The following is a 24,125-nucleotide window of genomic DNA, read 5'->3' as shown; positions in this document are numbered from 1 at the left end:
GGCCCGCCGAGGGGGGGCCGCCCAGGCTGGGGCGCATAGCCGGGCCCGCCGAGGGCGGCCCCGATGAACGCGGGCCGCTCAGGCCGGGTTGCGGAGGCTGCCCCGCGTGCCCATAAAGCAGAACGGAACGGGCGTCAAACGCGCGTTCCGTTCGTACAGCTGGCTTACTTGCCGAGCAGGTGAGCCACGCCTTCGCGCTCTTCGAGCAGCTCGCCCAGCGTGCCGTCCATCTTCTCGCGCGAGAACGCGTCGATTTCGAGGCCTTCCACGCGCTTGTATTCGCCGTTTTCGCAGGTCACCGGCACGCCGTAGATGATGTCTTCGGGAATGCCGTACGAGCCGTCCGACGGGATACCCATCGTGACCCACTTGCCGTTCGTGCCCAGGACCCAGTCACGCACGTGGTCGATCGCTGCGTTGGCGGCCGACGCTGCCGACGAGAGGCCGCGCGCTTCGATGATCGCCGCGCCGCGCTTGCCGACCGTCGGGATGAACGTGTTGCGGTTCCATTCGTCGTCGTTGATCAGCGCGTTGAGCGACTGGCCGTCGACGGTGGCGAAACGGAAGTCGGGATACATCGTCGGCGAGTGGTTGCCCCACACGGCGAGCTTCTCGATCGAAGCGACCGGCTTGCCCGACTTGGCGGCCAGTTGCGAGAGCGCGCGGTTGTGATCCAGACGCAGCATGGCGGTGAAGTTCTTCTTCGGCAGGTCCGGAGCCGACTTCATGGCGATGTAGGCGTTCGTGTTGGCCGGGTTGCCGACGACCAGCACCTTCACGTCGCGGCTGGCGACGTCGTTCAGCGCCTTGCCCTGAACCGTGAAGATTTCGGCGTTGGCCGAGAGCAGGTCCTTACGCTCCATGCCCTTCGAGCGCGGACGTGCGCCAACCAGCAGGGCGACGTCGGCGTCCTTGAACGCGACCTTCGGGTCGTCGGTGATGACAACGCCCGCGAGCAGCGGGAATGCGCAATCGTCCAGTTCCATCACGACGCCCTTGACGGCGGCTTGCGCTTGCGGCAGGTCGAGCAGTTGCAGGATGACGGGCTGATCCTTGCCGAGCAGGTCGCCATTCGCAATGCGGAACAGCAGGGAGTAAGCGATCTGACCTGCGGCGCCGGTGACGGCAACGCGCTTTGCGGGCTTAGCCATTGAAAATCTCCAGGAAGATGCGTTAGACGCCAGGGTAAAACGCCATTCTATATGCGCGATACACGAAGCGTAGGTGAAACAGGCGGTCTTTATCGCCGGCGTGCGCGCTTCACTGGAACGACCATGACTGACAAGCCGTGAAGCGTGCGCCGCCGCCACGGACCGCCGTGCCGGTAACCTGTGCAACAGGGCAAGAGATGAACGGGGCGCCCTTCGAGGGACACCAGACGCTGGCCGCTTCGCGTGTGCCGACTCCTGCAACAGCTCGCTCGGGCTCTCCCACAGACGCGCGGCGCGCAACGACTCACGCGTGCCGGCTGGGCGGATCGAAACCTTTACTGCGTTTACTGCGTGAGGGAACAGCATCGTGCAAGGCGGCTCGCGGCGCATTCGCCACGAGGTGGATGCAGCCGGCGGCGCCTCTTCGTCATGCCCCTTTCATGTCCTGAAAATTAGCATGCGGCTCGCCCGCAAACCCTTGCTCGATCGGGAGTGTAGGAGTCGTCAGGGTCAAAGTCAACAGTATCTTATGTCTTATATAAGACATAACTATTGCGGGCAAAATGCTTGATGCGTAGGGGGCTTTATGTTGAAATGCGCGCCATGAGTGCAAACCCGGCCAGCAACGCGAATTCCACCGCTCCCGAGAGCGGGGCTCAAGCGTCTGCGCCCGCGGCTCCGCCGTCCCCGACCTTCAGTCCGCTGTACCAGCAGATCAAGGGGCTCATTACACAGAGCCTCGAGTCCGGCGAATGGAAGCCCGGCGAAATCATTCCCAGCGAAGTCGAACTTGCCGCCCGCTACAAGGTGAGCCAGGGGACCGTGCGCAAGGCGATCGACGAGCTGGCTGCCGACAATCTGCTGGTGCGCCGCCAGGGCAAGGGCACGTTTGTTGCGACGCACAACGAAGAACGCGCCCAGTTTCGCTTTCTCAGATTACTCGCCGATGACGGCGCGGAACACCCGCACGTGAGCAAGCTGCTCGAGTGCCGGCGCCTGCGCGCTTCGGCCGAGATCGCGCGCCAGCTCGACCTGAAGCCCTCGGACCCGGTGGTGCTGATCCGGCGTCTGCTGCAGTTCGACGGCGAGAGCACCGTGCTCGACGAGATCTGGCTGCCCGGCGGCGTGTTCCGCGGGCTCACGAGCGAGCGCCTCGCCGAGTACAAAGGCCCGCTCTACGCCATGTTCGAGGCGGAATTCGGCACGCGCATGATTCGTGCGACCGAGAAGATCCGCGCCGTGGCCGCGGAGCCCACGGTGGCCGATCTTCTCAAGGTGCCCGCAGGTTTTCCTTTGCTGTCGGTCGAGCGCGTGTCCTATACCTATGGAGACCGGCCGGTCGAGGTGCGCCGCGGATGGTATGTCACAACCGGGTACTACTATCAGAATGATTTGAGTTGACGGGCGGCCGCGCGAAAGGCGCGGAGCCCTTCCCCAGAGTGCCTTTGCTTGCGCGCACCACCAGCCGTACCCGACGTGGATTTCGCTGCAGCGCGATATAAAAAGGCGCTAAAATTGCGAATTAGTGTTAACACATAGTAGGGGTCTAGCATGGCAGAAGCCGCAAAAAAACCGAGGCCGGAATACCGGAACATCGGGCTTGGGCAGATATTGTTCGCATACCGCCTGCCTCTGGCCGGTCGTGTGTCGATCGGCCACCGCATCAGCGGTGTGTTGTTGTTCCTGTTCCTGCCTTTCATCTTGTTCCTGTTGGACCAGAGCCTCACTTCGGAGCTTAGCTTCGAGGTATTCAAGGGCTTCCTCTCCAACATCATCGTCAAGCTCATCGTGCTGGTCCTCGGATGGGCGTTCCTGTTTCACTTCTGCGCTGGCGTGCGTCACCTGTGCATGGACTTCAACCATGGCCTCGTGAGCAAGGAAAAAGGCAAGTCGACCTCCCTCGTCGTCGTGATCATCTCCACGGTCCTCACGATCGCCTTTGCGGCAAAACTCTTCGGAGCGTTCTAAAAAATGTCGGCTAATAACGGTATCGGTCCGAAGCGCCTTGTCGTCGGCGCTCACTACGGCATTCGCGACTGGATCGCGCAACGCGCCACCGCCGTGATCATGGCGATCTACACGATCGTGCTGCTCGTCCTGTTCTTCGGCGCGCACGACTTCTCGTATGACGGCTGGGCCTCGATCTTCGCCGCGCAGTGGATGAAGCTCGCGACGTTCGTCACCCTGATCGCGCTGTTCCTGCACGCGTGGGTCGGCGTGCGTGACATCTGGATGGACTACATCAAGCCGGTCGGCCTGCGCATCACGCTGGACGTCCTCACGATCGCATGGCTGCTGGGCAGCCTCGGCTACGCCGCTCAGATTCTCTGGAGAGTGTAAAAGAATGGCTGCAATCAAGAATTCATTGCCGCGTCGCAAGTTCGACGTGGTCATCGTCGGTGCTGGCGGCTCGGGGATGCGCGCTTCGCTGCAACTCGCGCGCGCTGGCCTGTCGGTTTGCGTGCTCTCGAAGGTGTTCCCCACGCGTTCGCATACGGTCGCGGCCCAGGGCGGCATCGGCGCCTCGCTCGGCAACATGAGCGAAGACAACTGGCACTACCACTTCTACGACACGATCAAGGGCTCCGACTGGCTCGGCGACCAGGACGCCATCGAGTTCATGTGCCGTGAAGCGCCGAACGCCGTGTATGAGCTCGAACACATGGGCATGCCGTTCGACCGTAACGCCGACGGCACGATTTATCAGCGCCCGTTCGGCGGCCACACGGCCAACTACGGCGAAAAGCCGGTTCAGCGCGCCTGTGCTGCTGCTGACCGTACCGGCCACGCGCTGCTGCACACGCTGTACCAGCAGAACGTCGCGGCGAAGACCACGTTCTTCGTCGAATGGATGGCGCTCGACCTGATCCGCGACGCCGACGGCGACGTGCTCGGCGTGACCGCGCTCGAAATGGAAACGGGCGACGTCTACATCCTCGAAGGCAAGACCACGCTGTTCGCCACGGGCGGTGCGGGCCGGATCTTCGCGGCATCGACCAACGCGTTCATCAACACGGGTGACGGCCTTGGCATGGCGGCCCGTTCGGGCATCGCGCTGCAGGACATGGAGTTCTGGCAGTTCCACCCGACCGGCGTGGCCGGCGCGGGCGTGCTGATCACGGAAGGCGTGCGCGGCGAAGGCGGCATTCTGCGTAACTCGAACGGCGAGCGCTTCATGGAGCGTTACGCGCCGACCCTGAAGGACCTGGCGCCGCGCGACTTCGTTTCGCGTTCGATGGACCAGGAAATCAAGGAAGGCCGCGGCGTGGGTCCGCACAAGGACCACGTGCTGCTCGACCTTTCGCACATCGGCGCCGAGACGATCATGAAGCGTCTGCCGTCGATCCGCGAAATCGCGCTCAAGTTCGCGAACGTGGACTGTATCAAGGAGCCGATCCCGGTCGTGCCGACCATCCACTACCAGATGGGCGGCATCCCGACGAACATCAACGGGCAGGTGGTTGGCACGCCGAAGGGTCACGAAGAAGTCGTCAACGGCTTCTACGCCGTGGGCGAATGCTCGTGCGTGTCGGTGCACGGCGCGAACCGTCTGGGCACGAACTCTCTGCTCGACCTCGTGGTGTTCGGCCGTGCGGCTGGCAACCACATCGTCAAGCACGTCAAGGAGCTCAAGGACCACAAGCCGCTGCCGGCCGACGCCGCCGACTTCGCTCTCTCGCGCCTTGCCGAGCTCGACAAGTCGACCTCGGGCGAGTACGCGCAAAGCGTTGCGAACGACATCCGCGGCTCGATGCAGAAGCATGCAGGCGTGTTCCGCACCTCGAAGCTGCTCGCAGACGGCGTGCAGGACATCGCGCAGATCGCCGAGCGCGCGAAGCACATCCACCTGAAGGACAAGTCGAAGGTCTTCAACACGGCGCGCGTGGAAGCGCTCGAAGTGGCGAACCTGGTCGAAGTTGCACGCGCAACGATGGTTTCGGCTGAAGCCCGTAAGGAAAGCCGTGGTGCGCACGCACAGAGCGACTTCGAACACCGCGACGACGAAAACTGGCTGCGCCATACGCTCTGGTTCAGCGAAGGCGACCGACTCGAATACAAGCCGGTCCACATGCAACCGCTGACCGTCGAGTCCGTGCCGCCGAAGGCGCGTACGTTCTAAGGCACACGCCAGTCAAAAGGAATTGGAAATGGCCAAACGCATTTTTGAAGTCTATCGCTACGACCCGGACAAGGACGCGGCGCCGCGCATGCAAACGTACGAGCTGGAAATCACGCACGAGCGCATGTTGCTCGACGCGCTGGTCAAGCTCAAGGAACTGGACGAAACGCTGTCGTTCCGCCGCTCGTGCCGTGAAGGCGTGTGCGGTTCCGACGCCATGAACATCAACGGCAAGAACGGCCTCGCGTGCCTCACGAACCTGAACGACCTGCCGGCGAAGATCGTGCTGCGTCCGCTGCCGGGCCTGCCCGTCGTGCGCGACCTGATTTGCGACTTCACGCAGTTCTTCAACCAGTACCACTCGATCAAGCCGTACCTGATCAACGACACGCCGCCGCCCGAGAAGGAGCGTCTGCAGTCGCCTGAGCAGCGTGACGAACTCGATGGCCTGTACGAGTGTATTCTGTGCGCAAGCTGCTCGACTTCGTGCCCGAGCTTCTGGTGGAACCCGGACAAGTTCGTCGGCCCGGCAGGTCTGCTGCAGGCTTACCGCTTCATCGCGGACAGCCGTGACGAAGCGACCGGCGAGCGCCTCGACAACCTCGAGGACCCGTACCGTCTGTTCCGTTGCCATACGATCATGAACTGCGTCGACGTTTGCCCGAAGGGCCTGAACCCGACGAAGGCGATCGGCAAGATCAAGGAACTGATGTTCCGCCGCGCGGTTTGATGCTGCTGTTCTGAAATGGAATCGCACCAGTCTGACCCTCATCGCCGCGCGCGCCTTCGCTGGCGCGCGCGGCGCGGCCTGCTCGAAAATGATCTGATTTTTGAGCGGTTTTTCGAGCGCTATGAGCATGAACTCAGCGACGCCGACGTGGGCGCTCTCACGCGCCTGCTCGAGCTGAGCGATAACGACCTGATGGACTTGCTGCTCGCGCGCAAGGAACCAGAAGGCGACCTTGCCGACCCGGACGTGAAGCGGGTGCTGGAGCTGCTTCGGAACGTCTGAGCGCGGCGGCAATATGGAGGCGCCGCGCCGGACGTCAAAACTATCGAATCCCGTTTATCTTCGATTGAGGATGTGCTATGACCCCGTCTGATGTAAAAGCCACGCTATCGTTCAGCGATAATTCGCCGAGCGTCGAACTGCCGATCTACAAGGGCACGATGGGCCCGGATGTGATCGACATCCGCAAACTGTACGGTCAGACCGGCAAGTTCACGTATGACCCGGGCTTCATGTCGACGGCGTCGTGCAACTCGGCGATCACGTACATCGACGGGGACAAGGGCGAACTGCTCTACCGCGGCTACCCGATCGACAACCTCGCGCAAAACGCCGACTTCCTCGAAACCTGCTACCTGCTGTACCGCGGCGAACTGCCGAACGCGGCACAGAAGGACGAGTTCGTGAAGACCGTCACGCAGCACACGATGGTTCACGAGCAAATGCAGTTCTTCTTCCGTGGCTTCCGTCGCGATGCGCACCCGATGGCGATTCTGGTCGCCGCAGTCGGCGCGCTGTCGGCGTTCTATCACGACTCGCTCGACATCAACAACGCGAAGCACCGCGAAGTTTCGGCGATCCGCATGATCGCGAAGCTGCCGACGCTCGTCGCCATGGCGTACAAGTACTCGATCGGCCAGCCGTTCGTGTATCCGCAGAACAATCTGTCGTACAGCGCGAACTTCATGCGCATGATGTTCTCGAACCCGTGCGAAGAGTACAAGGTCAACGACGTGCTCGTGCGCGCGCTCGACCGCATTCTCATCCTGCACGCCGACCACGAACAGAACGCTTCGACGTCTACCGTGCGTCTGGCCGGTTCGTCGGGTGCGAACCCGTTCGCGTGTATCGCCGCAGGTATCGCCTGTCTGTGGGGCCCGGCGCACGGTGGTGCGAACGAAGCCGCACTGAACATGCTGGAAGAAATCGGCTCGCCGGACAAGATTCCTGAGTTCATCAAGCAGGTGAAGGACAAGAACTCGGGCGTGAAGCTGATGGGCTTCGGCCACCGCGTGTACAAGAACTACGACCCGCGTGCGAAGCTCATGCGCGAAACGTGCTACGAAGTGCTGAACGAACTCGGTCTGCACGACGATCCGCTCTTCAAGCTCGCCATGCAGCTCGAAAAGATCGCGCTGGAAGACGAATACTTCGTGTCGCGCAAGCTCTACCCGAACGTCGACTTCTATTCGGGCATCGTGCAGCGCGCGCTGGGCATCCCGACCTCGATGTTCACGTGTATCTTCGCGATGGCGCGTACGGTTGGCTGGATTGCGCAGTGGAACGAAATGATCGCCGACCCGGAGCAGAAGATCGGCCGTCCGCGTCAGCTGTTCATCGGCGAAACGCCGCGCGAAGCGTTGCCGATCTCGCAACGCTAAGCAGTTTCGCTGCCACGCCGCGCGCCCGATGGCGCGCCGCGTGCAAGCTCTCGTGCAAGCGCCCCGACGGGTTATCGCCCGTCGGGGCGTTTTTTATTTGAGGCCGCGGCCGCGCTCAAATCCAGCCGTCGATCTTCAGCCCGCTCGCCGCTTCCGCTTCTTCGCGCGTGACCTCGCGCACCGTTTCGCCGAAGCTCCACACGTGGCCTTCGGGGTCGCTCGCTGCATAAATGCGGTCGCCGTAGAACTGGTCCGCCGGCTCCCGGATGATCTTCGCACCAGCGGCGCGGGCGCGCTCGCAATGGGCGTCGAGGCCGCTTTTCAACTGCACGTGCACGGTTTGCGTGTTCCTGCCTTCCACATCGGCCGGGCTCGAGTAGGGCATGCCGGGCCAACCGCCGCAGATCATCACGTAGCCGTCTTCGAAGCGCATTTCCGAGTGACCGAGTTTGCCGTCCGCCGACGTGACGACGAACTGGCGCGTGAAGCCGAACGCTTTTTCGAGCCAGTCGAGCGCGGCGAACGGATCGCGATAGTAGATGGCAGACCCAAAGGCCGGGCGCGGCGAGGTGTTGCTCATGCTTGTCTCCTGGGCAGTACGTGTGACGAATCTAGCACCGGCCTGGTGCGACTGCGCGCAGCGCGCTCACGCGCGGCCATTACCTCCGACGTAATCGTCAGCCCGCACGGCATCGACGACGATGTCGCTCATCGGCACACCCCACCCGCAAGGAGCGACGACCATGGCAACTTTCAACGCCCGCCAACCCGGCTACATCCGCATCGACGACGATACCGCGCTGCACTATCGCGACTGGGGCGACGGCGCACCGCTTGTGTTTCTCTCAGGCTGGACGCTCAACGCCGACATGTGGAACTACCAGTGCGCACCGCTCGCGGCCGCGGGTTTTCGCTGCGTTGCATACGACCGGCGCGGGCATGGCCGCTCCAGCGACCCGGGCCGCGGCTACGACTACGACACGCTCGCCGACGATCTCGAAGCCGTACTCGCTGCCCGAGGTCTGGAGCGAGTCACGCTGGTCGGCCATTCGCTCGCGAGCGGCGAGATCGTGCGGTATTTGAGCCGCTACGGCTCGCGCCGCGTGGCGGCCATCGTGCTGGTTTCGCCGGCGTCGACGCCGTGCTTGCTCAAGAGTGCTGACAATCCCGGCGGGCTCGACGCGAGCCTTTTCGAAGCGTCCATCGAAGAGATGCTCACGTCGTTTCCCGACTGGATCTCGCGGCGCGCCGAAGCTTACTTCAGCCCCGGTACTTCGCATGCAGTCATTCAGTGGACGGCCGACATGATGCTCGACACGTCGCTCTACGGCGCGGCGCAACTGTCGCGCGTACAGATGGTCACCGACTTTCGCCGCGAACTGGCCGCGATCGACGTGCCGGCACTCGTGCTGCACGGCGACTGCGATGCTTCGGCGCCCCTCGAGATTACCGGACGCCCGACGGCGGCCGCGCTCGAACACGCGACGCTGAAGGTGTATGAGGGCGGCACGCATGGCATGTACTTCAACCACGCCGCGCGTGTGAACGACGATATCCGCGCGTTCGCAACGCATTGGCAGGCCTGAAACGCGACGCGGCCAACTGGCGGAAACAGGTCGCGGATACAAGTCGCGGATACAAGTCGTAATCAGGGTCCGGCCGTTCACACCCGGGCGCAAAGGAATAGCGCCCCTGCGCTGCACGTTCTGTAGATGACACGCGGCAAGTGCGAGCCAACGCGCGCGCCGCGTGCCAGGCGTACCGATGGAGTCTTCACGGCCAAGGCGCGCAGCCCGCGCGCCGCGAGGCCGGACCGTCGAGAGGGGCGACATCATGCGCAAACTTCTCGCCTTCACTGCGCTGGCCTGTCTGCTGGGCGCCTGCACGACGCCGGTCGCGTCGCAGCAGGCCGCGGACGCATCGTATTACCCGCCGCCCGACTGCCGCACCGTTACCGGCACTGCCGAGATCGACGGCGCGCCGCAGGTGATCAGCGGCCTCGCTTGCCTGCAGCCCGACGGCACCTGGCAGATCGTGCAGGGTAACGACGGCACGCAGGTCTACCCCGTGGCATGGACCGACGCGACGACCTGGTACGCCGGGCCATGGTACGGCTGGTGGCCGCCGGTGTTCGTGGGCGGCTCCTTCGTGTTCGTCGATCGCTTCCATCACTTTCATCACATGGATCACATCTTTCCGGGCGGCCCGCATATGCATTCCGCGCCTGGTATGCACGCCGGATTTCATGGCGGCTTCCACGGAGGCCACGACGGCGTCTGGAGCGGCACGGGTGGCATGCACGGCGGCTCGCATCGCTGAAACGCACCGCACGGCCTGATTTGCGCACGGCGAATCCTTTATGATGGAGCGCGCCTTCCTACCCGAGACGCTCCATGTTTTTTGCCGCGCATTCCCTGCATCGCCGCCTGAGCATTGCGATCGGCACGCTCGCGATCCTCGTCGGCGTGCTGGGTGCGCTCGGCACCTTCCTCGTCGTGCGCAGTCTCGCCGCCGAGTTCAACACGACACTGCGCGACGCCGCCGCGCACGTGCAAACCGGCGCGCCGCATCGCGCGATCGAGCCTAGCGGCGACAGCGAAGCCGCGGACAATTTCGTCGTGCAGATCTGGTCCGCCGACGACGGCGCGGTTCCGAACCGCACGAGCAATGCGCGTATCGCGCTGCCGCGCGCGCCCAGCGGCTTCTCGTCGGTCGAACATGACGGCGAGTCCTGGGACGTGTTCGCACTCGCCGCCGGCGACGAATACATTCAGGTGGCCGAATCGCGCAGCATGCGCAATCGCAACGCCTTGCGCGTGGCGTTCTGGAGCCTGCTGCCCGTGCTCGCGCTGCTGCCGCTGCTCGCGCTCACGATCGCGGTGACGGTGCGAGTTTCGCTGCGGCCGCTCGAGCGCATCGGGCGGCGTGCGGCGAAGGTCGATCTGCACGACCTCAAGCCGCTGGAGGTGGGGCAGGCGCCCGTCGAGTTGCGGCCCTTCGTCGAGTCGATCAATCGCATGATCGAGCGCCTCTCCCTGCTAGTGAATGCCGAGCGCATGTTCATCGCCGATGCCGCGCACGAACTGCGCTCGCCGATCTCCGCGATGCAGTTGCAAATCGACAACCTCCGCAATGCGCCGCCCGAACAGTACCCGGAACGCTTCGACGAGCTGCGTCGCGGCATCGTGCGCACCGGGGCGCTCGTCTCGCAACTGCTCGGCCTTGCGCGCGTCGAAATCGGCAGCACGCAGCGCGTGCTGGCCGAGGTGCCGCTCGCGCAAGTCGTCACGGACGTGCTGGCCGACCTGCTGCCGCTCGCCGATGCGCGCGGTGTCGATCTGGGCGTGACGCGCCTCGACGATGTGACGGTGCGCGCCACCGGGACCGATATGCGCGTGCTCGTGCGCAATCTCGTGGACAACGCGATCCGTTATAGCCACGCAGGCGCGAACGTGGACGTGGCGGTGCGCCGCGAGGACGAGGGCGTCGTCATCGACGTGACCGATAACGGGCCCGGCATCGCCGAAGCCGATTTGTCGCGCGTGTTCGACCGGTTTTTCCGCGCGGGCGGTCACCTGGGCGACCCTCGCGGTGAGCATGACTCGCACGGCAGCGGCCTCGGCCTCGCTATCGCGCAGGCGGTGGCGCGCAGCTATCGCGGGTGCGTGACGCTCGCGAACCGGCGCGACGGGCAAAGCGGCATCGTCGCGCGTATCGAATTGCCGCGCGCGTGAGCGCCACGTCGATCTAGCGAACGCAGGTCAGGCAAAATCCGGGGAAGCATGCGATACAAAGGACGGACACGATGCGCATTCTGCTGATCGAAGACGATCTGCTGATCGGCCCGGCGCTACTGCGCGCGTTGAAGGACGCGTCATACAGCGTCGACTGGGTGCGCACGGGCGAGAGCGGTCGCGACGCCATTCGCGACGGCTCATATACGGCAGTGCTGCTCGATCTGGGGCTCGGGGACATGAGCGGGCTCGACGTGCTGCGCGCGCTGCGCGAGTCGCAGGACGCCACGCCTGTCCTCATCATCACCGCGCGCGACGACGTGGACACGCGCGTGGAAGGCCTCGATCTCGGCGCCGACGACTATCTCGTGAAGCCATTCGAGAGCAAGGAACTGCTCGCGCGCATCCGCGCCGTGGTGCGGCGCAAGTCGGGCTTTGCCTCGCCGACCATGGGCAGCGGCCGCGTCACGCTCGACATGAACGCGCGCCGCCTCACGTTCGATGGCCAGTCCGAGGATCTCTCTGCGCGCGAATATGCACTCATGCTGGCGCTGCTCGAGCGGCCGGGCGCGATCCTGTCGCGTCAGCAAATCGAGGAGCGGCTCTATGGCTGGGGCGAGGAAGTGGAAAGCAATGCGGTCGACGCCGTGATCTACAGCGTGCGCCGCAAGTTCGGGCACGCGGTGATCCGCAATGTGCGCGGGCTCGGCTGGGCCGTATGCGTGTGAGCGCCGGTGCAATCGAAAATAAAAAAACGCGCAAAAAAGCTGCGCGCTGTAAAAACCGCGGCGGGCGCGGGGCTCGCCGCGTGGCGCGATGCGCGGGGGAAGGTCACGCATCGCGCGCGAACTTACGCAAGCAGGCGCTGCCAGGGTTCCTTCTGCCACGCACGGCTAAGCGAGGCTAGCAGCGCGACTTCGCTCTCTGCCACGTGGCGGTCCGAATAAACGGCCACATGGCACAGATTCAGCACTTCCGCACGCAGCGCGGGATCGTCGAGCTCGCGCATCACTTGCTGCATCACGTCGGAGTCGAGCTTGCACACATCGATCCAGTTCAGGTGCGATGCGGTCTGCAAGTCTTCGCAGAGGCCCTTGAGGATGTCGCCGAATTCGCCGGGCGCGAGGCCGAGCCGGTCGGCCAGGCGCGCGCGATGGACGGCTGCGAGCTCTTCGCTGCTCAGGTGGCCGTCTGCGAGCAGTGCGACGGCGACGATCCGGCCTGCGGCTTGCGGGCTGTTGCAGGTACAGGTGCGCATGATCAGGAATCCTCTTGAAACATGATGTCGATGGGATAGCAGGCGTAGCCGTGGCTCAGTCGAAGATGTCCTGCAGCCACGACTTGCGGCGATGGCTGTTGCCGCGGTAGCTTTCGTGCGCGCGGCGCGGGGCGTAGTCGCCGTGTTGCGCGCCGTGTTTCGAACCGTGCTGGCGGAATGGCTGTGCATCGTCTTCGTTGCGATAGTGCCGGTTGCCGCTGCGTTCGATCAGCTTGTCGAGTTCGCCGCGATCGAGCCAGACGCCGCGACACTGCGGGCAGTAGTCGAGTTCGACGCCCTGACGCTCGGCGAGCGAGAGGGTGACGTCAGGGCAGTTGGGGCATTTCATGATGCGCTCCGTGATGAGTGACACGTCATCGAGGCCCCGGCTACCTTGCGTTGAGGGCACCGCGGCCTCGATGGAAATCATCCTGGCAGAGCAAAATGAGCGAAGAATGAGGAACGCGCGGGGCGCACCGTTCGAGCGGGTTCGACTTCAGGACGTGCCGAGCGTGTCCTTCGGCTTCTGGGTCTTGACGAGCGACACCACCACGCCGCCCGCGAGCAGCGCGGCGGTCACGCCCAGGCTGAACAGGGCGGGAATCTTGCCGATGACGCCCACCAGAAAGATCTTCGCGCCGATGAACACCAGCACGAGCGCGAGCGCATGCTTGAGGTAGTGGAAGCGATGCGCCATGGCCGCGAGCGCGAAGTAGAGCGCGCGCAGGCCGAGCACGGCGAAGATGTTGCTCGTATAGACGATGAACGGATCGGTCGTGAGCAGCGCGGGCTTGCCGGTGCGCGGATGCGCTTGCCGCACGACGAACGCGCGGCCCTCGAGCTGCGGCGTCACCGGCAGCTTGCGGCGCAGCCAGCGCAAGACGGCGCTGTCGTTCATACCGGGCTCGTCCTTCGGGCTCAGCAGCATCTTCACGCCGGTCACGGCGCGAAAGACGCCGAACACGTACAGCATCCACTCGAAGTGCGCGACGAGCGCGGCGCCGAGCCCGACCGCCGACTGGGCTGGCGCATACGGTCAAGGATAGTGGCGAAGAATGAGCGCTGAATGAGCGGTGGCCGCTCAGGCGCCTGCTCGCGCGACATGCGCCGGCCCGACGCCGGTCAGGCGGCCGGCCACGCTAGAACTGGTAATTGATCGAGACGTCGCAAACGCCGCCCGTCTTCGACTGGATGATCGGGCTGTTCGAGGCGCTGCCGAGCAGGCGCTTGATGGCGCCGTCCGCGCTCACGAACCAATGTTTGTCGACGAAGTACACCATCGTGATGCCGAAGCCGGCCGACTTGAGGCCCGCGCTCGCGTTGTACTGACGGTAACCCGATGCGGCCGCCTGCTGCGGCGTCACGCCAAACCAGCTCTGCATGTAGTTGGAGTCGGCGAACGTGACCGAGGGGCCGGCGAACCAGTAGAAGTTCTGGTTGCTGCCCGGTAGCGGCATGTAGGCGCCGAGATCCGCGGTCCAGCCGTTCGAACCGCCGAAACTGCGCGTGAAGGCGGTGCGGAACACGAGCGGAAAGTCCTTCGAAATCACGTACTCACCGGCTATCTTCAATTCCGGCGCCGGGTTGATGTTGCCCATACCGTGCAGCCGCGTCGGGTCGTCCTGGCCGCGCCGCCCGAGGTCATAGGCCCCGGCAACGCTCACGCGCCAGTTCGGGCCCTGCAGAACGTTGGCGCCGAAGCCCTCGCCCGTCGAACCGAAAAGGATGTCCTTGTAGCGCAGGTCGATGCTCGGCCCGACCAGCGTGTGATAGCGGTCCGAGCCGTCGTAGCGCGGTTCGAAGGTCGCGCCCACGCCGAGCCGCGCCTCGAAGTCGGGACGGTTCGGCTGAAACATCTTTTCGAGCGGGATGCCTGCGGAATATTGCCATTCGCCGAGCGGCGAGGGGGTCTGCGCCTCGGCGCGCGGGGCGAGCGCTGCGAGGGCGCATGCCACGGCGGCGAGCGACGCACGCTGCGTGGCCGGCGAGCGGCGCGGCGCCGATGGTTTTATTCTGCTTTTTCGTTGTTGCGCAGTGCGGATTGCGAGTGGCATGAAGCCTCCGGGTTTGCCTGGTCAGCCGCGGCGTCGTTTGTTGAGTGCGACGCACTCACAGTGGAACTCCGCGCGGCCGGGCTCGTCGAGCAAACCTCGTGCCTGGCTTGTGCATGACCGGGCGGCGTTCGCCCCGATTCGCCGCGCTTGCCGGTGGCGATGGCGATGGCCGTCAGCCGGGGTAACCGGTCATGATAATCAGGATGGCTAACTGAATGGCGAGAGCTACGACGCACCGTTTTCGTGCGCCGCAATCGCCCGATTAAACCTTGGCGCCGATTTGCCGTTAGACAGCTATGGACCTCGGCGATGCGGCACCCCCCTGTGTCGCGGAACCCGAAGCCCATGTTGCAACGTTCTCACAGCGTTCACCAACTTGCGCCGGTCGTGGTCGGGCCGGCGCATCTCCTTTTTGCATCCCCGAACCCTTTTAATGCGCGGCCGAGCGGCGCCCGCTACGCCGTGGCGCCCTTGCGCGCCGACGACGCGCGCGCCGGGTAACGCTGATACAGGTATCGCGACTACCACCCAACTCCCTGTTTTTTATCGCTTTTTTTCGGGAAAGGCCCTGTGGCAAGCGGGTTTCGCGTGGCATAATCGATTCACACCGTATTGCCCCGCAGTCAAACATTTCCCCGCACATCATGGCAAAGACGCTCTACGACAAATTGTGGGACACCCATGTGGTCCACACGGAAGACGATGGCACGACGATTCTCTACATCGACCGTCATCTGTTGCACGAAGTCACCAGTCCGCAGGCTTTCGAAGGCCTGAAACTGCACGAGCGCCCGGTGTGGCGCATCAGCGCGAACCTGGCCGTTTCCGACCATAACGTGCCGACCACGGACCGCAGCCACGGTATTGCTGATCCGGTCTCGAAGCTGCAGGTGGACACGCTCGATTCGAACTGCGACTCCTTCGGCATCACGCAGTTCAAGATGGCCGACCAGCGCCAGGGCATCGTTCACATCGTCGGTCCGGAGCAGGGCGCAACGCTGCCTGGCATGACCATCGTTTGCGGCGACTCGCATACGTCCACGCACGGCGCGTTCGGTGCGCTCGCGCACGGCATCGGCACCTCCGAAGTCGAGCACGTGCTGGCCACGCAAACGCTCCTGCAAAAGAAGAGCAAGAACATGCTCGTCAAGGTCGAGGGCCAACTGCCGCGCGGCTGCACCGCGAAGGACATCGTGCTCGCCATCATCGGCAAGATCGGCACCGCGGGCGGCACGGGCTACGCCATGGAGTTCGGCGGCTCGATGATCCGCAGCCTCACGATGGAAGGCCGCATGACCGTGTGCAACATGGCGATCGAAGGCGGGGCGCGCGCCGGCATGGTCGCCGTGGACGACACCACGATCGAATACCTCAAGGGCCGTCCGTACTCGCCGCAAGGCGCGGAGTGGGATCAGGCCGTCGAGGACTGGAAGAACTTCCGCACCGACGAAGGCGCGCACTTCGACCGCGTGGTCGAACTGAGCGCGGCCGACATCGTGCCGCAGGTCACGTGGGGCACGTCGCCGGAAATGGTCACGGCAGTCGACAGCCGTGTGCCGGACCCCGAGCGCGAGAAGGACCCGGTCAAGCGCGACGCGATGGAACGCGCACTGCAGTACATGGCGCTCGAACCGAATACGCCGATCGAGTCGATCAAGCCGGACAAGATTTTCATCGGCTCGTGCACGAACGCGCGCATCGAAGACCTGCGCTCCGCCGCATACGTCGTGAAAAAGCTCGGCCGCCGCGTGGCGCCGAACATCCGCCTCGCGATGGTCGTGCCGGGTTCGGGTCTCGTGAAGGCGCAAGCCGAGCGCGAAGGCCTCGACAAGGTGTTCACCGAAGCCGGTTTCGAATGGCGCGAACCGGGCTGCTCGATGTGTCTCGCGATGAACGCCGACCGGCTGGAGCCGGGCGAGCGCTGCGCATCGACCTCGAACCGCAACTTCGAAGGCCGTCAGGGCGCGGGCGGTCGCACGCACCTCGTGAGCCCGGCCATGGCAGCCGCCGCGGCAATCGAAGGCCATTTCGTCGACATTCGCAAGCTGGGCTGAGCTGAGGCTACACGGATCATGGAAAAATTCATCGTACACACCGGCGTCGTGGCGCCGCTCGATCGCGAGAATGTCGATACCGACGCGATCATTCCCAAGCAGTTCCTCAAGTCGATCAAGCGCACCGGCTTCGGCCCGAACGCCTTCGACGAATGGCGTTACCTCGACCACGGCGAGCCGGGCCAGGACAACTCGAAGCGCCCGCTGAACCCCGACTTCGTGCTGAACCAGCCGCGTTATCAGGGTGCCTCGGTGCTGCTCACGCGCAAGAACTTCGGCTGCGGCAGCTCGCGCGAGCACGCACCTTGGGCGCTCGACCAGTACGGCTTCCGCGCGATCATCGCGCCGAGCTTCGCGGACATCTTCTATAACAACTGCTTCAAGAACGGCCTGCTGCCGATCGTGCTTTCCGAAGCCGATGTGGATCACCTGTTCAACGAGACGTATGCGTTCAACGGCTTCCAGCTCACGATCGATCTGGACAAGCAGGTCGTGCGCACGACGGACGGCTCGAAGGAATATCCGTTCGAAGTGGCCGCGTTCCGCCGCTACTGTCTGCTGAACGGCTTCGACGACATCGGTCTCACGCTGCGTCACGCCGACAAGATCCGCCAGTACGAAGCCGAGCGCCTCGCGCGCCAGCCCTGGCTGAACAACCGCGTGCTCTGATACCTGCACATACGCACACTGAACAAACAGCGAGGAATCACAGGATGAAGATTGCAGTGCTGCCGGGCGACGGCATCGGTCCCGAGATCGTCAAGGAAGCCGTCAAGGTGCTCAACGCACTGGGCGAAAAGTTCGAGCTGGAAGAGGCGCCGGTCGGCGGCGCGGGCTACGAGGCAAGCGGCCACCCGCTGCCCGATGCAACGCTCGCGCTGGCCAGATCCGCCGACGCGATCCTGTTCGGCGCCGTGGGCGACTGGAAATACGACAAGCTCGAGCGCGCGCTGCGTCCGGAGCAGGCCATTCTCGGCCTGCGCAAGCATCTGGAACTGTTCGCGAACTTCCGTCCGGCGATCTGCTATCCGCAACTCACGGGAGCGTCGTCGCTGAAGCCGGAAATCGTTTCTGGCCTCGACATCCTGATCGTGCGTGAACTGAACGGCGACATCTACTTCGGCCAGCCGCGCGGCACGCGTGAAGCGCCGGACGGCAACTTCAAGGGCGCGCGCGAAGGCTTCGACACGATGCGCTATGCGGAGCCCGAAGTGCGCCGCATTGCTCACGTGGCGTTCCAGGCCGCGCAAAAGCGCCAGAAGAAGCTCACTTCTGTCGACAAGGCCAACGTGCTCGAAACGTCGCAGTTCTGGAAGGACATCATGATCGATGTCTCGAAGGAATATCCGGACGTCGAACTGTCGCACATGTACGTCGACAACGCGGCCATGCAGCTCGTGAAGGCGCCGAAGGCGTTCGACGTGGTGGTGACCGGCAACATGTTCGGCGACATTCTCTCGGACGAAGCCGCGATGCTCACGGGCTCGATCGGCATGCTGCCCTCGGCCTCGCTCGACAAGAACAACAAGGGTCTGTACGAGCCGTCGCACGGTTCGGCGCCGGACATCGCGGGCAAGGGCATCGCCAACCCGCTCGCCACGATCCTTTCGGCGGCCATGATGCTGCGCTACTCGCTGGGCCGCCCGGAACAGGCGGACCGCATCGAGAACGCGGTGAAGAAGGTGCTGGAACAAGGCTATCGCACCGCCGATATCATCACGCCGGACTGCAAGCAGGTCGGCACGGTGGCAATGGGCGATGCGGTGGTCGCAGCGCTGTAAAGCCGCACGAAGGGCATGCCGTTTCAGGCGTGCCCTTTTTTGCTTCGCGCGCCTGAAGAATGAGCGTTGCAAATAGCGGAAAGTAGGTTTTTTCCGCGCGAATTAACTGTTTCGTGTATATTGCTTCGATGGCGAAGATCTCCCAGATCACGACTGTTACGAACATCCACGGCATGAAAGCCCGTGCGATTTCGCTCGCCATCACCACGAAAACGACGATTATCAAAACGATCACCATTCGTTGATCGCTCGTCGTGCCCGCTCATCTTCCCCGCGCGGCCACGCCGGGCGAGCGAAGCGGGGAAGTGTGTCCATCTCAAGGGTTAGTCATGAACGTAGGTCTCGTAGGTTGGCGCGGCATGGTCGGCAGCGTGCTGATGCAGCGCATGCAGGAAGAACGTGATTTCGACCTGATCGAACCGGTGTTTTTCAGCACCAGCAATGCAGGCGGCGCAGCTCCGTCGTACGCCAAAAACGAGACGAAGCTCAAGGACGCGAACAGCGTCGACGAGCTCAAGAAGTGCGACATCATCATCACTGCCCAGGGCGGCGACTACACCAACGAGGTGTATCCGAAGCTGCGCGCGGCAGGCTGGAAGGGCTACTGGATCGACGCGGCCTCGGCGCTGCGCATGAAGGACGACGCCGTCATCATCCTCGACCCGGTCAACCTCGACGTCATCAAGGACGCGCTCGTCAAGGGTCAGAAGGACTTCGTCGGCGGCAACTGCACGGTCAGCCTCATGCTGATGGCGCTCGGCGGCCTGTTCCGTGAAAACCTCGTCGACTGGATGACGGCCATGACCTACCAGGCCGCTTCGGGCGCGGGCGCGCAGAACATGCGCGAACTGCTCTCGCAGATGGGTGCGCTCAACGCATCGGTCGCGAGCGATCTCGCGAATCCGTCGTCGGCGATCCTCGACATCGACCGCAAGGTGCTGGCCACCATGAACAGCGACGCCATGCCGACCGAACACTTCGGCGTGCCGCTCGCGGGCTCGCTGATTCCGTGGATCGACAAGGATCTCGGCAACGGCATGTCGAAGGAAGAGTGGAAGGGCGGCGCGGAAACCAACAAGATTCTCGGCAAGCCGGCCATGGGCCAGCCGGGCTCGATTCCGGTCGACGGCTTGTGCGTGCGTATCGGCGCGATGCGCTGCCACTCGCAGGCGCTCACGATCAAGCTGAAGAAGGACGTGCCGCTCGACGAGATCGACGGCATCCTCGCTTCGGCCAACGACTGGGTCAAGGTCGTGCCGAACCAGCGCGAAGCGTCGATGCGCGATCTGTCGCCGGCCGTGGTCACGGGCACGCTGTCGGTGCCGGTGGGCCGCCTGCGCAAACTGGCCATGGGCGGCGAATATCTGTCGGCCTTCACGGTGGGCGACCAGCTGCTGTGGGGCGCGGCTGAACCGCTGCGCCGCATGTTGCGCATTCTGCTCGACAAGTGAATGAATTAAACTACGCGGCTAATGACGCGTAGACAGGGTGAAAAGCGCCGCGCCAGTCGCGGCGCTTTTTTATTGCATGCTTTTTATTGCATGCATCGATGCAATCGCCCCGAAGCACACACCTATTTGATCGACAGCCGCAAGAGCGGTATGCCAAGGCAACTGATGATCGTTCGATTTGATTCTGTTTGCGCCGCGCCTCGCGCGAAGCGCGCTCAAGGGTGGCACGCCGTCCGCGCCACCGTGGCGGCGGCAAGCTTGCTGTTCTGCGGCCTCGCCGCGGCGCAAGGCGCCGCAGGTGCCAGTGCTTCCAGTGCTGCATCGTCCGCCGCGGCGGCGGTTGGCATCGCGGGGCAATACACCGTTCATCCGGGCCAGTCGTTGCATGACGTGGCCGTCGATGTCACGCAGTCGCACGACAAGGCCACGCTCGCACGCATGAGCCAGTCGCTCTTCGATGCGAACCCCAACGCGTTCATCAAGCAGGATCCCAGCCGCATGCGCGTGGGTGCGACGCTGAACGTGCCGGCGACGCCGGACGTTTCGAGTGCGGCGGCGGGCATGACGGCGGCATCGGCTGCGGCTGCGGCTTCGGGTGCGGCTGCGGCTTCGGGTGCCGCCAGCGCGCCCTCCACGGCGGCGGCTGCGCCTGCCAGCGCGCCCGCCGCTGCTTCGAGTGGCGCTGCCGAGGCTGTAGCGGCTGCATCGTCGGCGGCGGCTGCTGCCGCAACGGGTGGCGCGAGTTCGGCCAGCGCTGCCTCGACGACAGCGGGGGCCGCTTCGGCAGCCGCCGCGAGCCGCCCCGAGGCGGCCGCGCAAGGCGCGTCTGGCGCCGCTGCGGTGGGCGCCAGCGGAGCGGCGCCGGCGTCGGCGGCCAGCGACGCGCACGTGTGGAGCGGTGCGGTCCAGCAGGCCCCGGCGAGCAGCGCATCGACGCAAGGCGCGAAGGCGCCCGTGACGGTCTCGAGCCTGCAGCAGCTCCTCGCCCTGAAGAACCGCGTGCTGATGGCGTTGCAGCAGCACGGCATCGGCAAGCCGGCGCAAACGGCGGGCGGTGCTTCCGCGGGTGCGCCTGCTGCGCAAGGCGGCGCGCCACTACCGAACGGTGCGGCGAACGCCGGCCCGGCTGGCGCTCAACCGGAAGTCTCGCCGATCGCCATGGGTGCCGTGGCGGCGATCGTGATGGCGCTGCTCGCGTTGTTCGTGCGCCTGATCACACGCAAGCGCAAGAAACCGGCTGAGCAGGCACTTGAGGTCTCGCCCGCAGCGCACGAGCCAACGGCGTCAGCATCGGCTGCCGCCGCCGTTGCCGCCGCGCCTGTGGCCGAGGAGCCGCCGGTATTGCACGAGCCGATTTCGCGCGCCGGGGAAGAACCGGGCGTGAACGAAGTCGCGCCTAGGGAGGAAGCAGAGGTTGTGCCGCCGGTTGCGCCGGCCGAAGCCGCTGCGGACGAAGTCGCGATCACGCCGGTGCCCACGCCAGACGTCACTGCCGCGCCGCTCGAACACGACGAAGCGCCACCGCCGACGCTGACCGAGACGCTGCACCCGGCCGCCCCCCAGGCACCTTCGGCGGCGCAGGAAACTCACGCGGCCCCCGAACTGCCGCACGACGTCGAACCGGCGGAGCCGCAGACGCTTGCCGACGCGACCGACGCCGCCAGCCTCGCCGCCGCGGCGGAGCTGGGAGCGGATGCGCTGCCGCCCGAAAGTCTTGGCGCGCCGCGCGCAGCCGAAGACGCCGCGGCGCTGGCGCGCACGCTGGATGAACCGGCGGGCGCCCAAAAGCCTGCTACGCCCGATATCGCGCTCGAGTTCGGCGACGGCGCAGCGCAAGCCGCACAAGCGCAGCAAGCCGAACCGCCCGTCGCGACGCCGCCCATCACCGAAGCCTTCGAGCGCCCGCCGGCGCCGCATACCGCGCCTGAAATTCCGTCTGCACCCGCAGTCACCGCGGAAGACATGAGCTACGCCGAAGTCCCGATCGCGTTCCCGCAAGACGCAGTAGACGCGCTGGGCGGCCTCGACCTGCCCCTGCCGCCGCGTATCGGGGAGCCGGTCATGCCCACGGCGCCGCTGTCGACCGAGCCGGCCGCCACGCCCGAGGCCTCGGCGCGTCTCTCTTCGCCGTTCTTCGAGCCGCCGCCGCCGCTGGCGGGCCAGGCCATCGAAGCGGGTACGGCGGGCGCAGGTGCGCTCGCGGGCCTCGGCGCGCCGCGCTTTGGCGCGCTCACGCTCGACTTCGACCTGAACCTGCCGCCCGATTCGGCCGAGCCGCTGCCGGTCTTCACGCCCGAGCAACTCGCACGCATCGCCCGCAACAAGCTCGACCTCGCGCACGAATACATCGCACTGGGCGACGTGTCCGGCGCACGCTCGCTCATCAACGAAGTGATCGAGTCGAACGACCCCGCCACGCGCAGCGACGCGCAGGCGCTGCTGTCGACGCTCGCTCCGCTTTCGTGACGCCGCTGCAAGCCGTATGCGTATCGCGCTAGGAATCCAGTACGACGGCGCCGCGTTCTGCGGCTGGCAGTCGCAGCCGCACGGCAAGACGGTGCAGGACGCGCTCGAGCGCGCACTGCGCGAGTTCGCCACCGTGCCGCTGTCCACCATCGTCGCGGGCCGCACCGACACCGGCGTGCACGGCCTCGGCCAGGTGGTGCACTTCGACACCGACCTCGACCGCACCCCGTTCTCCTGGGTGCGCGGCACCAACGCGTTCCTGCCCTCCACGGTGGCGGTGCAGTGGGCCAAGCCGATGCCCGACACATTCCACGCGCGCTTCGCCGCCTTCGAGCGCACGTATTACTACGTGCTCTACGTGAACCCCGTGCGCTCGCCGATGCTGGCGGCCCGCGCGGGCTGGATCCACATGCCGCTCGACGTCGATGCCATGCGTGAGGCGGCGGGGCACCTCATCGGCGAGCACGATTTTTCGTCGTTTCGCTCGTCGGAGTGCCAGGCGAAGACGCCGGTGAAGCACCTGTACCAGATCGACATCCGGCCGCAGGGCGATTTCATCCACTTCCGCTTTCGCGCCAACGCGTTCCTGCACCACATGGTGCGCAACCTCATGGGTTGCCTCGTCGCCGTGGGGCGAGGACGCTATCCGGCTGCGTGGATGGCCGAGGTGCTGGCAGGCCGCGACCGCACCGTGGCCGCGCCGACCTTCATGCCCGACGGCCTCTATCTGGCCCAGGTAGGCTATCCTGATGAGTTCGCGGTGCCCGCGCCGCATACCGCGAGCGTGCCGTGGAGCGCGATCTGGAGCGACGCGCCCGAAGGCCGCGCCTGAAGCGGGCCCCACCGCGATCACGCTACCAATCACGGCGCGATTGAAGCATCGGGATTGAATCATCGAGACCAACACCGCATCGAGAACCATGACGTCAGCCGAGCAACTCGCCCCCGCGCACCGCACCCGCATCAAGCTGTGTGGACTTTCGACGCCTGAGGCGGTTGCGCACGCCATCGACCTCGGCGCTGACGCCGTCGGTTTGGTGTTCTATCCGCCCAGCCCGCGGTCGGTGAGCGTGGCGCAGGCGGTCGAGCTCACGCGCGACCTGCCGCCGTTCGTTTCGGTCGTCGGTCTCTTCGTGAACGCTACGCCGCAGTGGATGAGCGAAGTGGCGAGCAATATCTCGCTCACCATGCTGCAGTTCCACGGCGACGAAACGCCTGAGCAGTGCGAGTCGCTGGCCTCCGTTGCCGGTTTGCCCTGGTTGCGCGCGCTGCGGGTGGCGGCCGATACTCAGCAGGCCGATTTGATAGAATCGGCTAATCGTTATTCATCAGCCAGCGGCCTGTTGTTCGACACCCATGTCGAAGGTTACGGCGGCGGCGGAAAGGTCTTCGATTGGTCACTTATTCCCGCAGGGCTCGCGCGTCGGGCCGTTTTGAGTGGTGGCTTGAACGCGCAAAACGTCGGTGATGCGATTCGCCAGGTGCGTCCGTTCGCTGTCGATGTCTCCAGTGGCATCGAAGTACCGGGCGCAAAGGGCGTGAAGGATCACGCCCGCATGGCGGCGTTCGTGCGCGCAGTGCGCGAAGCGGACGCGGGATAAAATCCGGGGCGGATGCCCCATTGGCCGGCACGGCCCGCGCAACGCGGGTCCCCAAGCCCGGCCG

At 64.9% G+C, this 24,125-nt stretch carries 24 protein-coding genes; 18 read left to right on the top strand and 6 right to left on the bottom strand.

Translation table 11 applies throughout. The annotated features are described in order from the left end of the window. Window positions 1–164 precede the first annotated feature (164 nt). Entirely contained in the window at window positions 165–1,151 is a 987-nt protein-coding gene (locus tag M3I53_RS27625; RefSeq protein WP_254319041.1) for a malate dehydrogenase, read from the bottom strand. Between the two features lie 603 nt (window positions 1,152–1,754). On the opposite strand from M3I53_RS27625, the gene M3I53_RS27620 reads away from it, so the two are divergent. The 7 genes from M3I53_RS27620 to gltA all read left to right on the top strand — a co-directional run bounded on the left by M3I53_RS27620 (window position 1,755) and on the right by gltA (window position 7,662). Further along, the gene (locus M3I53_RS27620) at window positions 1,755–2,552 is read left to right on the top strand and encodes a GntR family transcriptional regulator (protein ID WP_254319040.1); all 798 of its coding nucleotides are present in this window, start codon (window positions 1,755–1,757) and stop codon (window positions 2,550–2,552) included. Between the two features lie 150 nt (window positions 2,553–2,702). Next, window positions 2,703–3,119: a succinate dehydrogenase, cytochrome b556 subunit gene (gene sdhC, locus M3I53_RS27615; protein WP_133183855.1), complete on the top strand. Its 417-nt coding sequence runs from the start codon at window positions 2,703–2,705 to the stop codon at window positions 3,117–3,119. A gap of 3 nt (window positions 3,120–3,122) precedes the next feature. Then, window positions 3,123–3,491 (top strand): succinate dehydrogenase, hydrophobic membrane anchor protein, encoded by a 369-nt coding sequence (gene sdhD / locus M3I53_RS27610; protein ID WP_042273220.1) that lies wholly within the window; start codon window positions 3,123–3,125, stop codon window positions 3,489–3,491. 4 nt (window positions 3,492–3,495) lie between these two features. Then, window positions 3,496–5,271: a succinate dehydrogenase flavoprotein subunit gene (sdhA, locus tag M3I53_RS27605; RefSeq protein WP_254319039.1), complete on the top strand. Its 1,776-nt coding sequence runs from the start codon at window positions 3,496–3,498 to the stop codon at window positions 5,269–5,271. A 28-nt stretch (window positions 5,272–5,299) separates the two neighbouring features. Continuing rightward, complete coding sequence (locus M3I53_RS27600) at window positions 5,300–6,001, top strand: succinate dehydrogenase iron-sulfur subunit (protein WP_183606462.1); 702 nt, start codon at window positions 5,300–5,302, stop codon at window positions 5,999–6,001. Between the two features lie 15 nt (window positions 6,002–6,016). Beyond that, window positions 6,017–6,283, top strand: coding sequence for a succinate dehydrogenase assembly factor 2 (locus M3I53_RS27595; RefSeq protein ID WP_028202905.1), 267 nt, complete (start codon window positions 6,017–6,019; stop codon window positions 6,281–6,283). Window positions 6,284–6,360: 77 nt separating this feature from the next. After that, a complete protein-coding gene (gene gltA, locus M3I53_RS27590) occupies window positions 6,361–7,662 on the top strand; it encodes a citrate synthase (RefSeq protein WP_254319038.1) in 1,302 nt (433 codons plus the stop codon). A gap of 115 nt (window positions 7,663–7,777) precedes the next feature. Here gltA and M3I53_RS27585 read toward each other — a convergent pair whose 3' ends face one another. Continuing rightward, entirely contained in the window at window positions 7,778–8,242 is a 465-nt protein-coding gene (locus M3I53_RS27585) for a VOC family protein (protein ID WP_254319037.1), read from the bottom strand. Between the two features lie 163 nt (window positions 8,243–8,405). Here M3I53_RS27585 and M3I53_RS27580 point away from each other — a divergent pair, with 163 nt between their 5' ends. From M3I53_RS27580 to M3I53_RS27565, 4 genes are all read left to right on the top strand, one after another. Continuing rightward, entirely contained in the window at window positions 8,406–9,248 is an 843-nt protein-coding gene (locus tag M3I53_RS27580) for an alpha/beta fold hydrolase (protein WP_254319036.1), read from the top strand. Between the two features lie 247 nt (window positions 9,249–9,495). Beyond that, window positions 9,496–9,981: a hypothetical protein gene (locus M3I53_RS27575; RefSeq protein ID WP_254319035.1), complete on the top strand. Its 486-nt coding sequence runs from the start codon at window positions 9,496–9,498 to the stop codon at window positions 9,979–9,981. A 74-nt stretch (window positions 9,982–10,055) separates the two neighbouring features. Beyond that, window positions 10,056–11,396: a HAMP domain-containing sensor histidine kinase gene (locus M3I53_RS27570; protein WP_254319034.1), complete on the top strand. Its 1,341-nt coding sequence runs from the start codon at window positions 10,056–10,058 to the stop codon at window positions 11,394–11,396. Window positions 11,397–11,467: 71 nt separating this feature from the next. Beyond that, complete coding sequence (locus M3I53_RS27565) at window positions 11,468–12,124, top strand: response regulator transcription factor (RefSeq protein ID WP_254319033.1); 657 nt, start codon at window positions 11,468–11,470, stop codon at window positions 12,122–12,124. 122 nt (window positions 12,125–12,246) lie between these two features. Here the strand turns inward: M3I53_RS27565 and M3I53_RS27560 are convergent, their stop codons facing one another. From M3I53_RS27560 to M3I53_RS27545, 4 genes are all read right to left on the bottom strand, one after another. After that, window positions 12,247–12,654 (bottom strand): TerB family tellurite resistance protein, encoded by a 408-nt coding sequence (locus M3I53_RS27560; RefSeq protein ID WP_254319032.1) that lies wholly within the window; start codon window positions 12,652–12,654, stop codon window positions 12,247–12,249. A 55-nt stretch (window positions 12,655–12,709) separates the two neighbouring features. After that, complete coding sequence (locus M3I53_RS27555; protein WP_254319031.1) at window positions 12,710–13,003, bottom strand: zf-TFIIB domain-containing protein; 294 nt, start codon at window positions 13,001–13,003, stop codon at window positions 12,710–12,712. 147 nt (window positions 13,004–13,150) lie between these two features. After that, window positions 13,151–13,618, bottom strand: coding sequence for a hypothetical protein (locus M3I53_RS27550; RefSeq protein WP_309249550.1), 468 nt, complete (start codon window positions 13,616–13,618; stop codon window positions 13,151–13,153). Between the two features lie 175 nt (window positions 13,619–13,793). Beyond that, entirely contained in the window at window positions 13,794–14,708 is a 915-nt protein-coding gene (locus tag M3I53_RS27545) for a MipA/OmpV family protein (protein WP_254319030.1), read from the bottom strand. Window positions 14,709–15,352: 644 nt separating this feature from the next. Between M3I53_RS27545 and leuC the strand changes: the two genes are divergently transcribed. The 7 genes from leuC (at window position 15,353) to M3I53_RS27510 (ending at window position 24,061) form a co-directional block, all read left to right on the top strand. After that, a complete protein-coding gene (gene leuC / locus M3I53_RS27540; protein ID WP_254319029.1) occupies window positions 15,353–16,762 on the top strand; it encodes a 3-isopropylmalate dehydratase large subunit in 1,410 nt (469 codons plus the stop codon). Between the two features lie 18 nt (window positions 16,763–16,780). After that, a complete protein-coding gene (gene leuD, locus M3I53_RS27535; RefSeq protein ID WP_254319028.1) occupies window positions 16,781–17,431 on the top strand; it encodes a 3-isopropylmalate dehydratase small subunit in 651 nt (216 codons plus the stop codon). A gap of 44 nt (window positions 17,432–17,475) precedes the next feature. Continuing rightward, the gene (leuB, locus tag M3I53_RS27530; RefSeq protein ID WP_254319027.1) at window positions 17,476–18,543 is read left to right on the top strand and encodes a 3-isopropylmalate dehydrogenase; all 1,068 of its coding nucleotides are present in this window, start codon (window positions 17,476–17,478) and stop codon (window positions 18,541–18,543) included. Window positions 18,544–18,872: 329 nt separating this feature from the next. After that, entirely contained in the window at window positions 18,873–19,994 is a 1,122-nt protein-coding gene (gene asd, locus M3I53_RS27525; RefSeq protein WP_254319026.1) for an aspartate-semialdehyde dehydrogenase, read from the top strand. Between the two features lie 165 nt (window positions 19,995–20,159). After that, a complete protein-coding gene (locus tag M3I53_RS27520; protein ID WP_254319025.1) occupies window positions 20,160–22,460 on the top strand; it encodes a FimV/HubP family polar landmark protein in 2,301 nt (766 codons plus the stop codon). Window positions 22,461–22,476: 16 nt separating this feature from the next. Further along, a complete protein-coding gene (truA, locus tag M3I53_RS27515; RefSeq protein ID WP_254319024.1) occupies window positions 22,477–23,292 on the top strand; it encodes a tRNA pseudouridine(38-40) synthase TruA in 816 nt (271 codons plus the stop codon). Window positions 23,293–23,380: 88 nt separating this feature from the next. After that, entirely contained in the window at window positions 23,381–24,061 is a 681-nt protein-coding gene (locus M3I53_RS27510; protein WP_254319023.1) for a phosphoribosylanthranilate isomerase, read from the top strand. Window positions 24,062–24,125 lie beyond the last annotated feature (64 nt).

The organism is Paraburkholderia sp. CNPSo 3272 (genome assembly GCF_024206495.1).
Lineage (GTDB): Bacteria > Pseudomonadota > Gammaproteobacteria > Burkholderiales > Burkholderiaceae > Paraburkholderia.
Note: the sequence above shows the minus strand (reverse complement) of the source record. Positions and strands in the feature narration are given on the sequence as shown.

What these genes read in the sequence shown, in the direction of transcription:
- M3I53_RS27520 (WP_254319025.1), top strand. Translation starts at nt 20,160, where the DNA reads ATGATCGTTCGATTTGATTCTGTTTGCGCCGCGCCTCGCGCGAAGCGC.
- sdhC (WP_133183855.1), top strand. Translation starts at nt 2,703, where the DNA reads ATGGCAGAAGCCGCAAAAAAACCGAGGCCGGAATACCGGAACATCGGG.
- M3I53_RS27545 (WP_254319030.1), bottom strand. Translation starts at nt 14,708, where the DNA reads ATGCCACTCGCAATCCGCACTGCGCAACAACGAAAAAGCAGAATAAAA.
- truA (WP_254319024.1), top strand. Translation starts at nt 22,477, where the DNA reads ATGCGTATCGCGCTAGGAATCCAGTACGACGGCGCCGCGTTCTGCGGC.
- sdhA (WP_254319039.1), top strand. Translation starts at nt 3,496, where the DNA reads ATGGCTGCAATCAAGAATTCATTGCCGCGTCGCAAGTTCGACGTGGTC.
- sdhD (WP_042273220.1), top strand. Translation starts at nt 3,123, where the DNA reads ATGTCGGCTAATAACGGTATCGGTCCGAAGCGCCTTGTCGTCGGCGCT.
- leuB (WP_254319027.1), top strand. Translation starts at nt 17,476, where the DNA reads ATGAAGATTGCAGTGCTGCCGGGCGACGGCATCGGTCCCGAGATCGTC.
- M3I53_RS27595 (WP_028202905.1), top strand. Translation starts at nt 6,017, where the DNA reads ATGGAATCGCACCAGTCTGACCCTCATCGCCGCGCGCGCCTTCGCTGG.
- M3I53_RS27575 (WP_254319035.1), top strand. Translation starts at nt 9,496, where the DNA reads ATGCGCAAACTTCTCGCCTTCACTGCGCTGGCCTGTCTGCTGGGCGCC.
- M3I53_RS27625 (WP_254319041.1), bottom strand. Translation starts at nt 1,151, where the DNA reads ATGGCTAAGCCCGCAAAGCGCGTTGCCGTCACCGGCGCCGCAGGTCAG.
- asd (WP_254319026.1), top strand. Translation starts at nt 18,873, where the DNA reads ATGAACGTAGGTCTCGTAGGTTGGCGCGGCATGGTCGGCAGCGTGCTG.
- M3I53_RS27620 (WP_254319040.1), top strand. Translation starts at nt 1,755, where the DNA reads ATGAGTGCAAACCCGGCCAGCAACGCGAATTCCACCGCTCCCGAGAGC.
- M3I53_RS27510 (WP_254319023.1), top strand. Translation starts at nt 23,381, where the DNA reads ATGACGTCAGCCGAGCAACTCGCCCCCGCGCACCGCACCCGCATCAAG.
- M3I53_RS27600 (WP_183606462.1), top strand. Translation starts at nt 5,300, where the DNA reads ATGGCCAAACGCATTTTTGAAGTCTATCGCTACGACCCGGACAAGGAC.
- M3I53_RS27580 (WP_254319036.1), top strand. Translation starts at nt 8,406, where the DNA reads ATGGCAACTTTCAACGCCCGCCAACCCGGCTACATCCGCATCGACGAC.
- M3I53_RS27560 (WP_254319032.1), bottom strand. Translation starts at nt 12,654, where the DNA reads ATGCGCACCTGTACCTGCAACAGCCCGCAAGCCGCAGGCCGGATCGTC.
- M3I53_RS27555 (WP_254319031.1), bottom strand. Translation starts at nt 13,003, where the DNA reads ATGAAATGCCCCAACTGCCCTGACGTCACCCTCTCGCTCGCCGAGCGT.
- M3I53_RS27565 (WP_254319033.1), top strand. Translation starts at nt 11,468, where the DNA reads ATGCGCATTCTGCTGATCGAAGACGATCTGCTGATCGGCCCGGCGCTA.
- leuD (WP_254319028.1), top strand. Translation starts at nt 16,781, where the DNA reads ATGGAAAAATTCATCGTACACACCGGCGTCGTGGCGCCGCTCGATCGC.
- M3I53_RS27570 (WP_254319034.1), top strand. Translation starts at nt 10,056, where the DNA reads ATGTTTTTTGCCGCGCATTCCCTGCATCGCCGCCTGAGCATTGCGATC.
- leuC (WP_254319029.1), top strand. Translation starts at nt 15,353, where the DNA reads ATGGCAAAGACGCTCTACGACAAATTGTGGGACACCCATGTGGTCCAC.
- M3I53_RS27585 (WP_254319037.1), bottom strand. Translation starts at nt 8,242, where the DNA reads ATGAGCAACACCTCGCCGCGCCCGGCCTTTGGGTCTGCCATCTACTAT.
- gltA (WP_254319038.1), top strand. Translation starts at nt 6,361, where the DNA reads ATGACCCCGTCTGATGTAAAAGCCACGCTATCGTTCAGCGATAATTCG.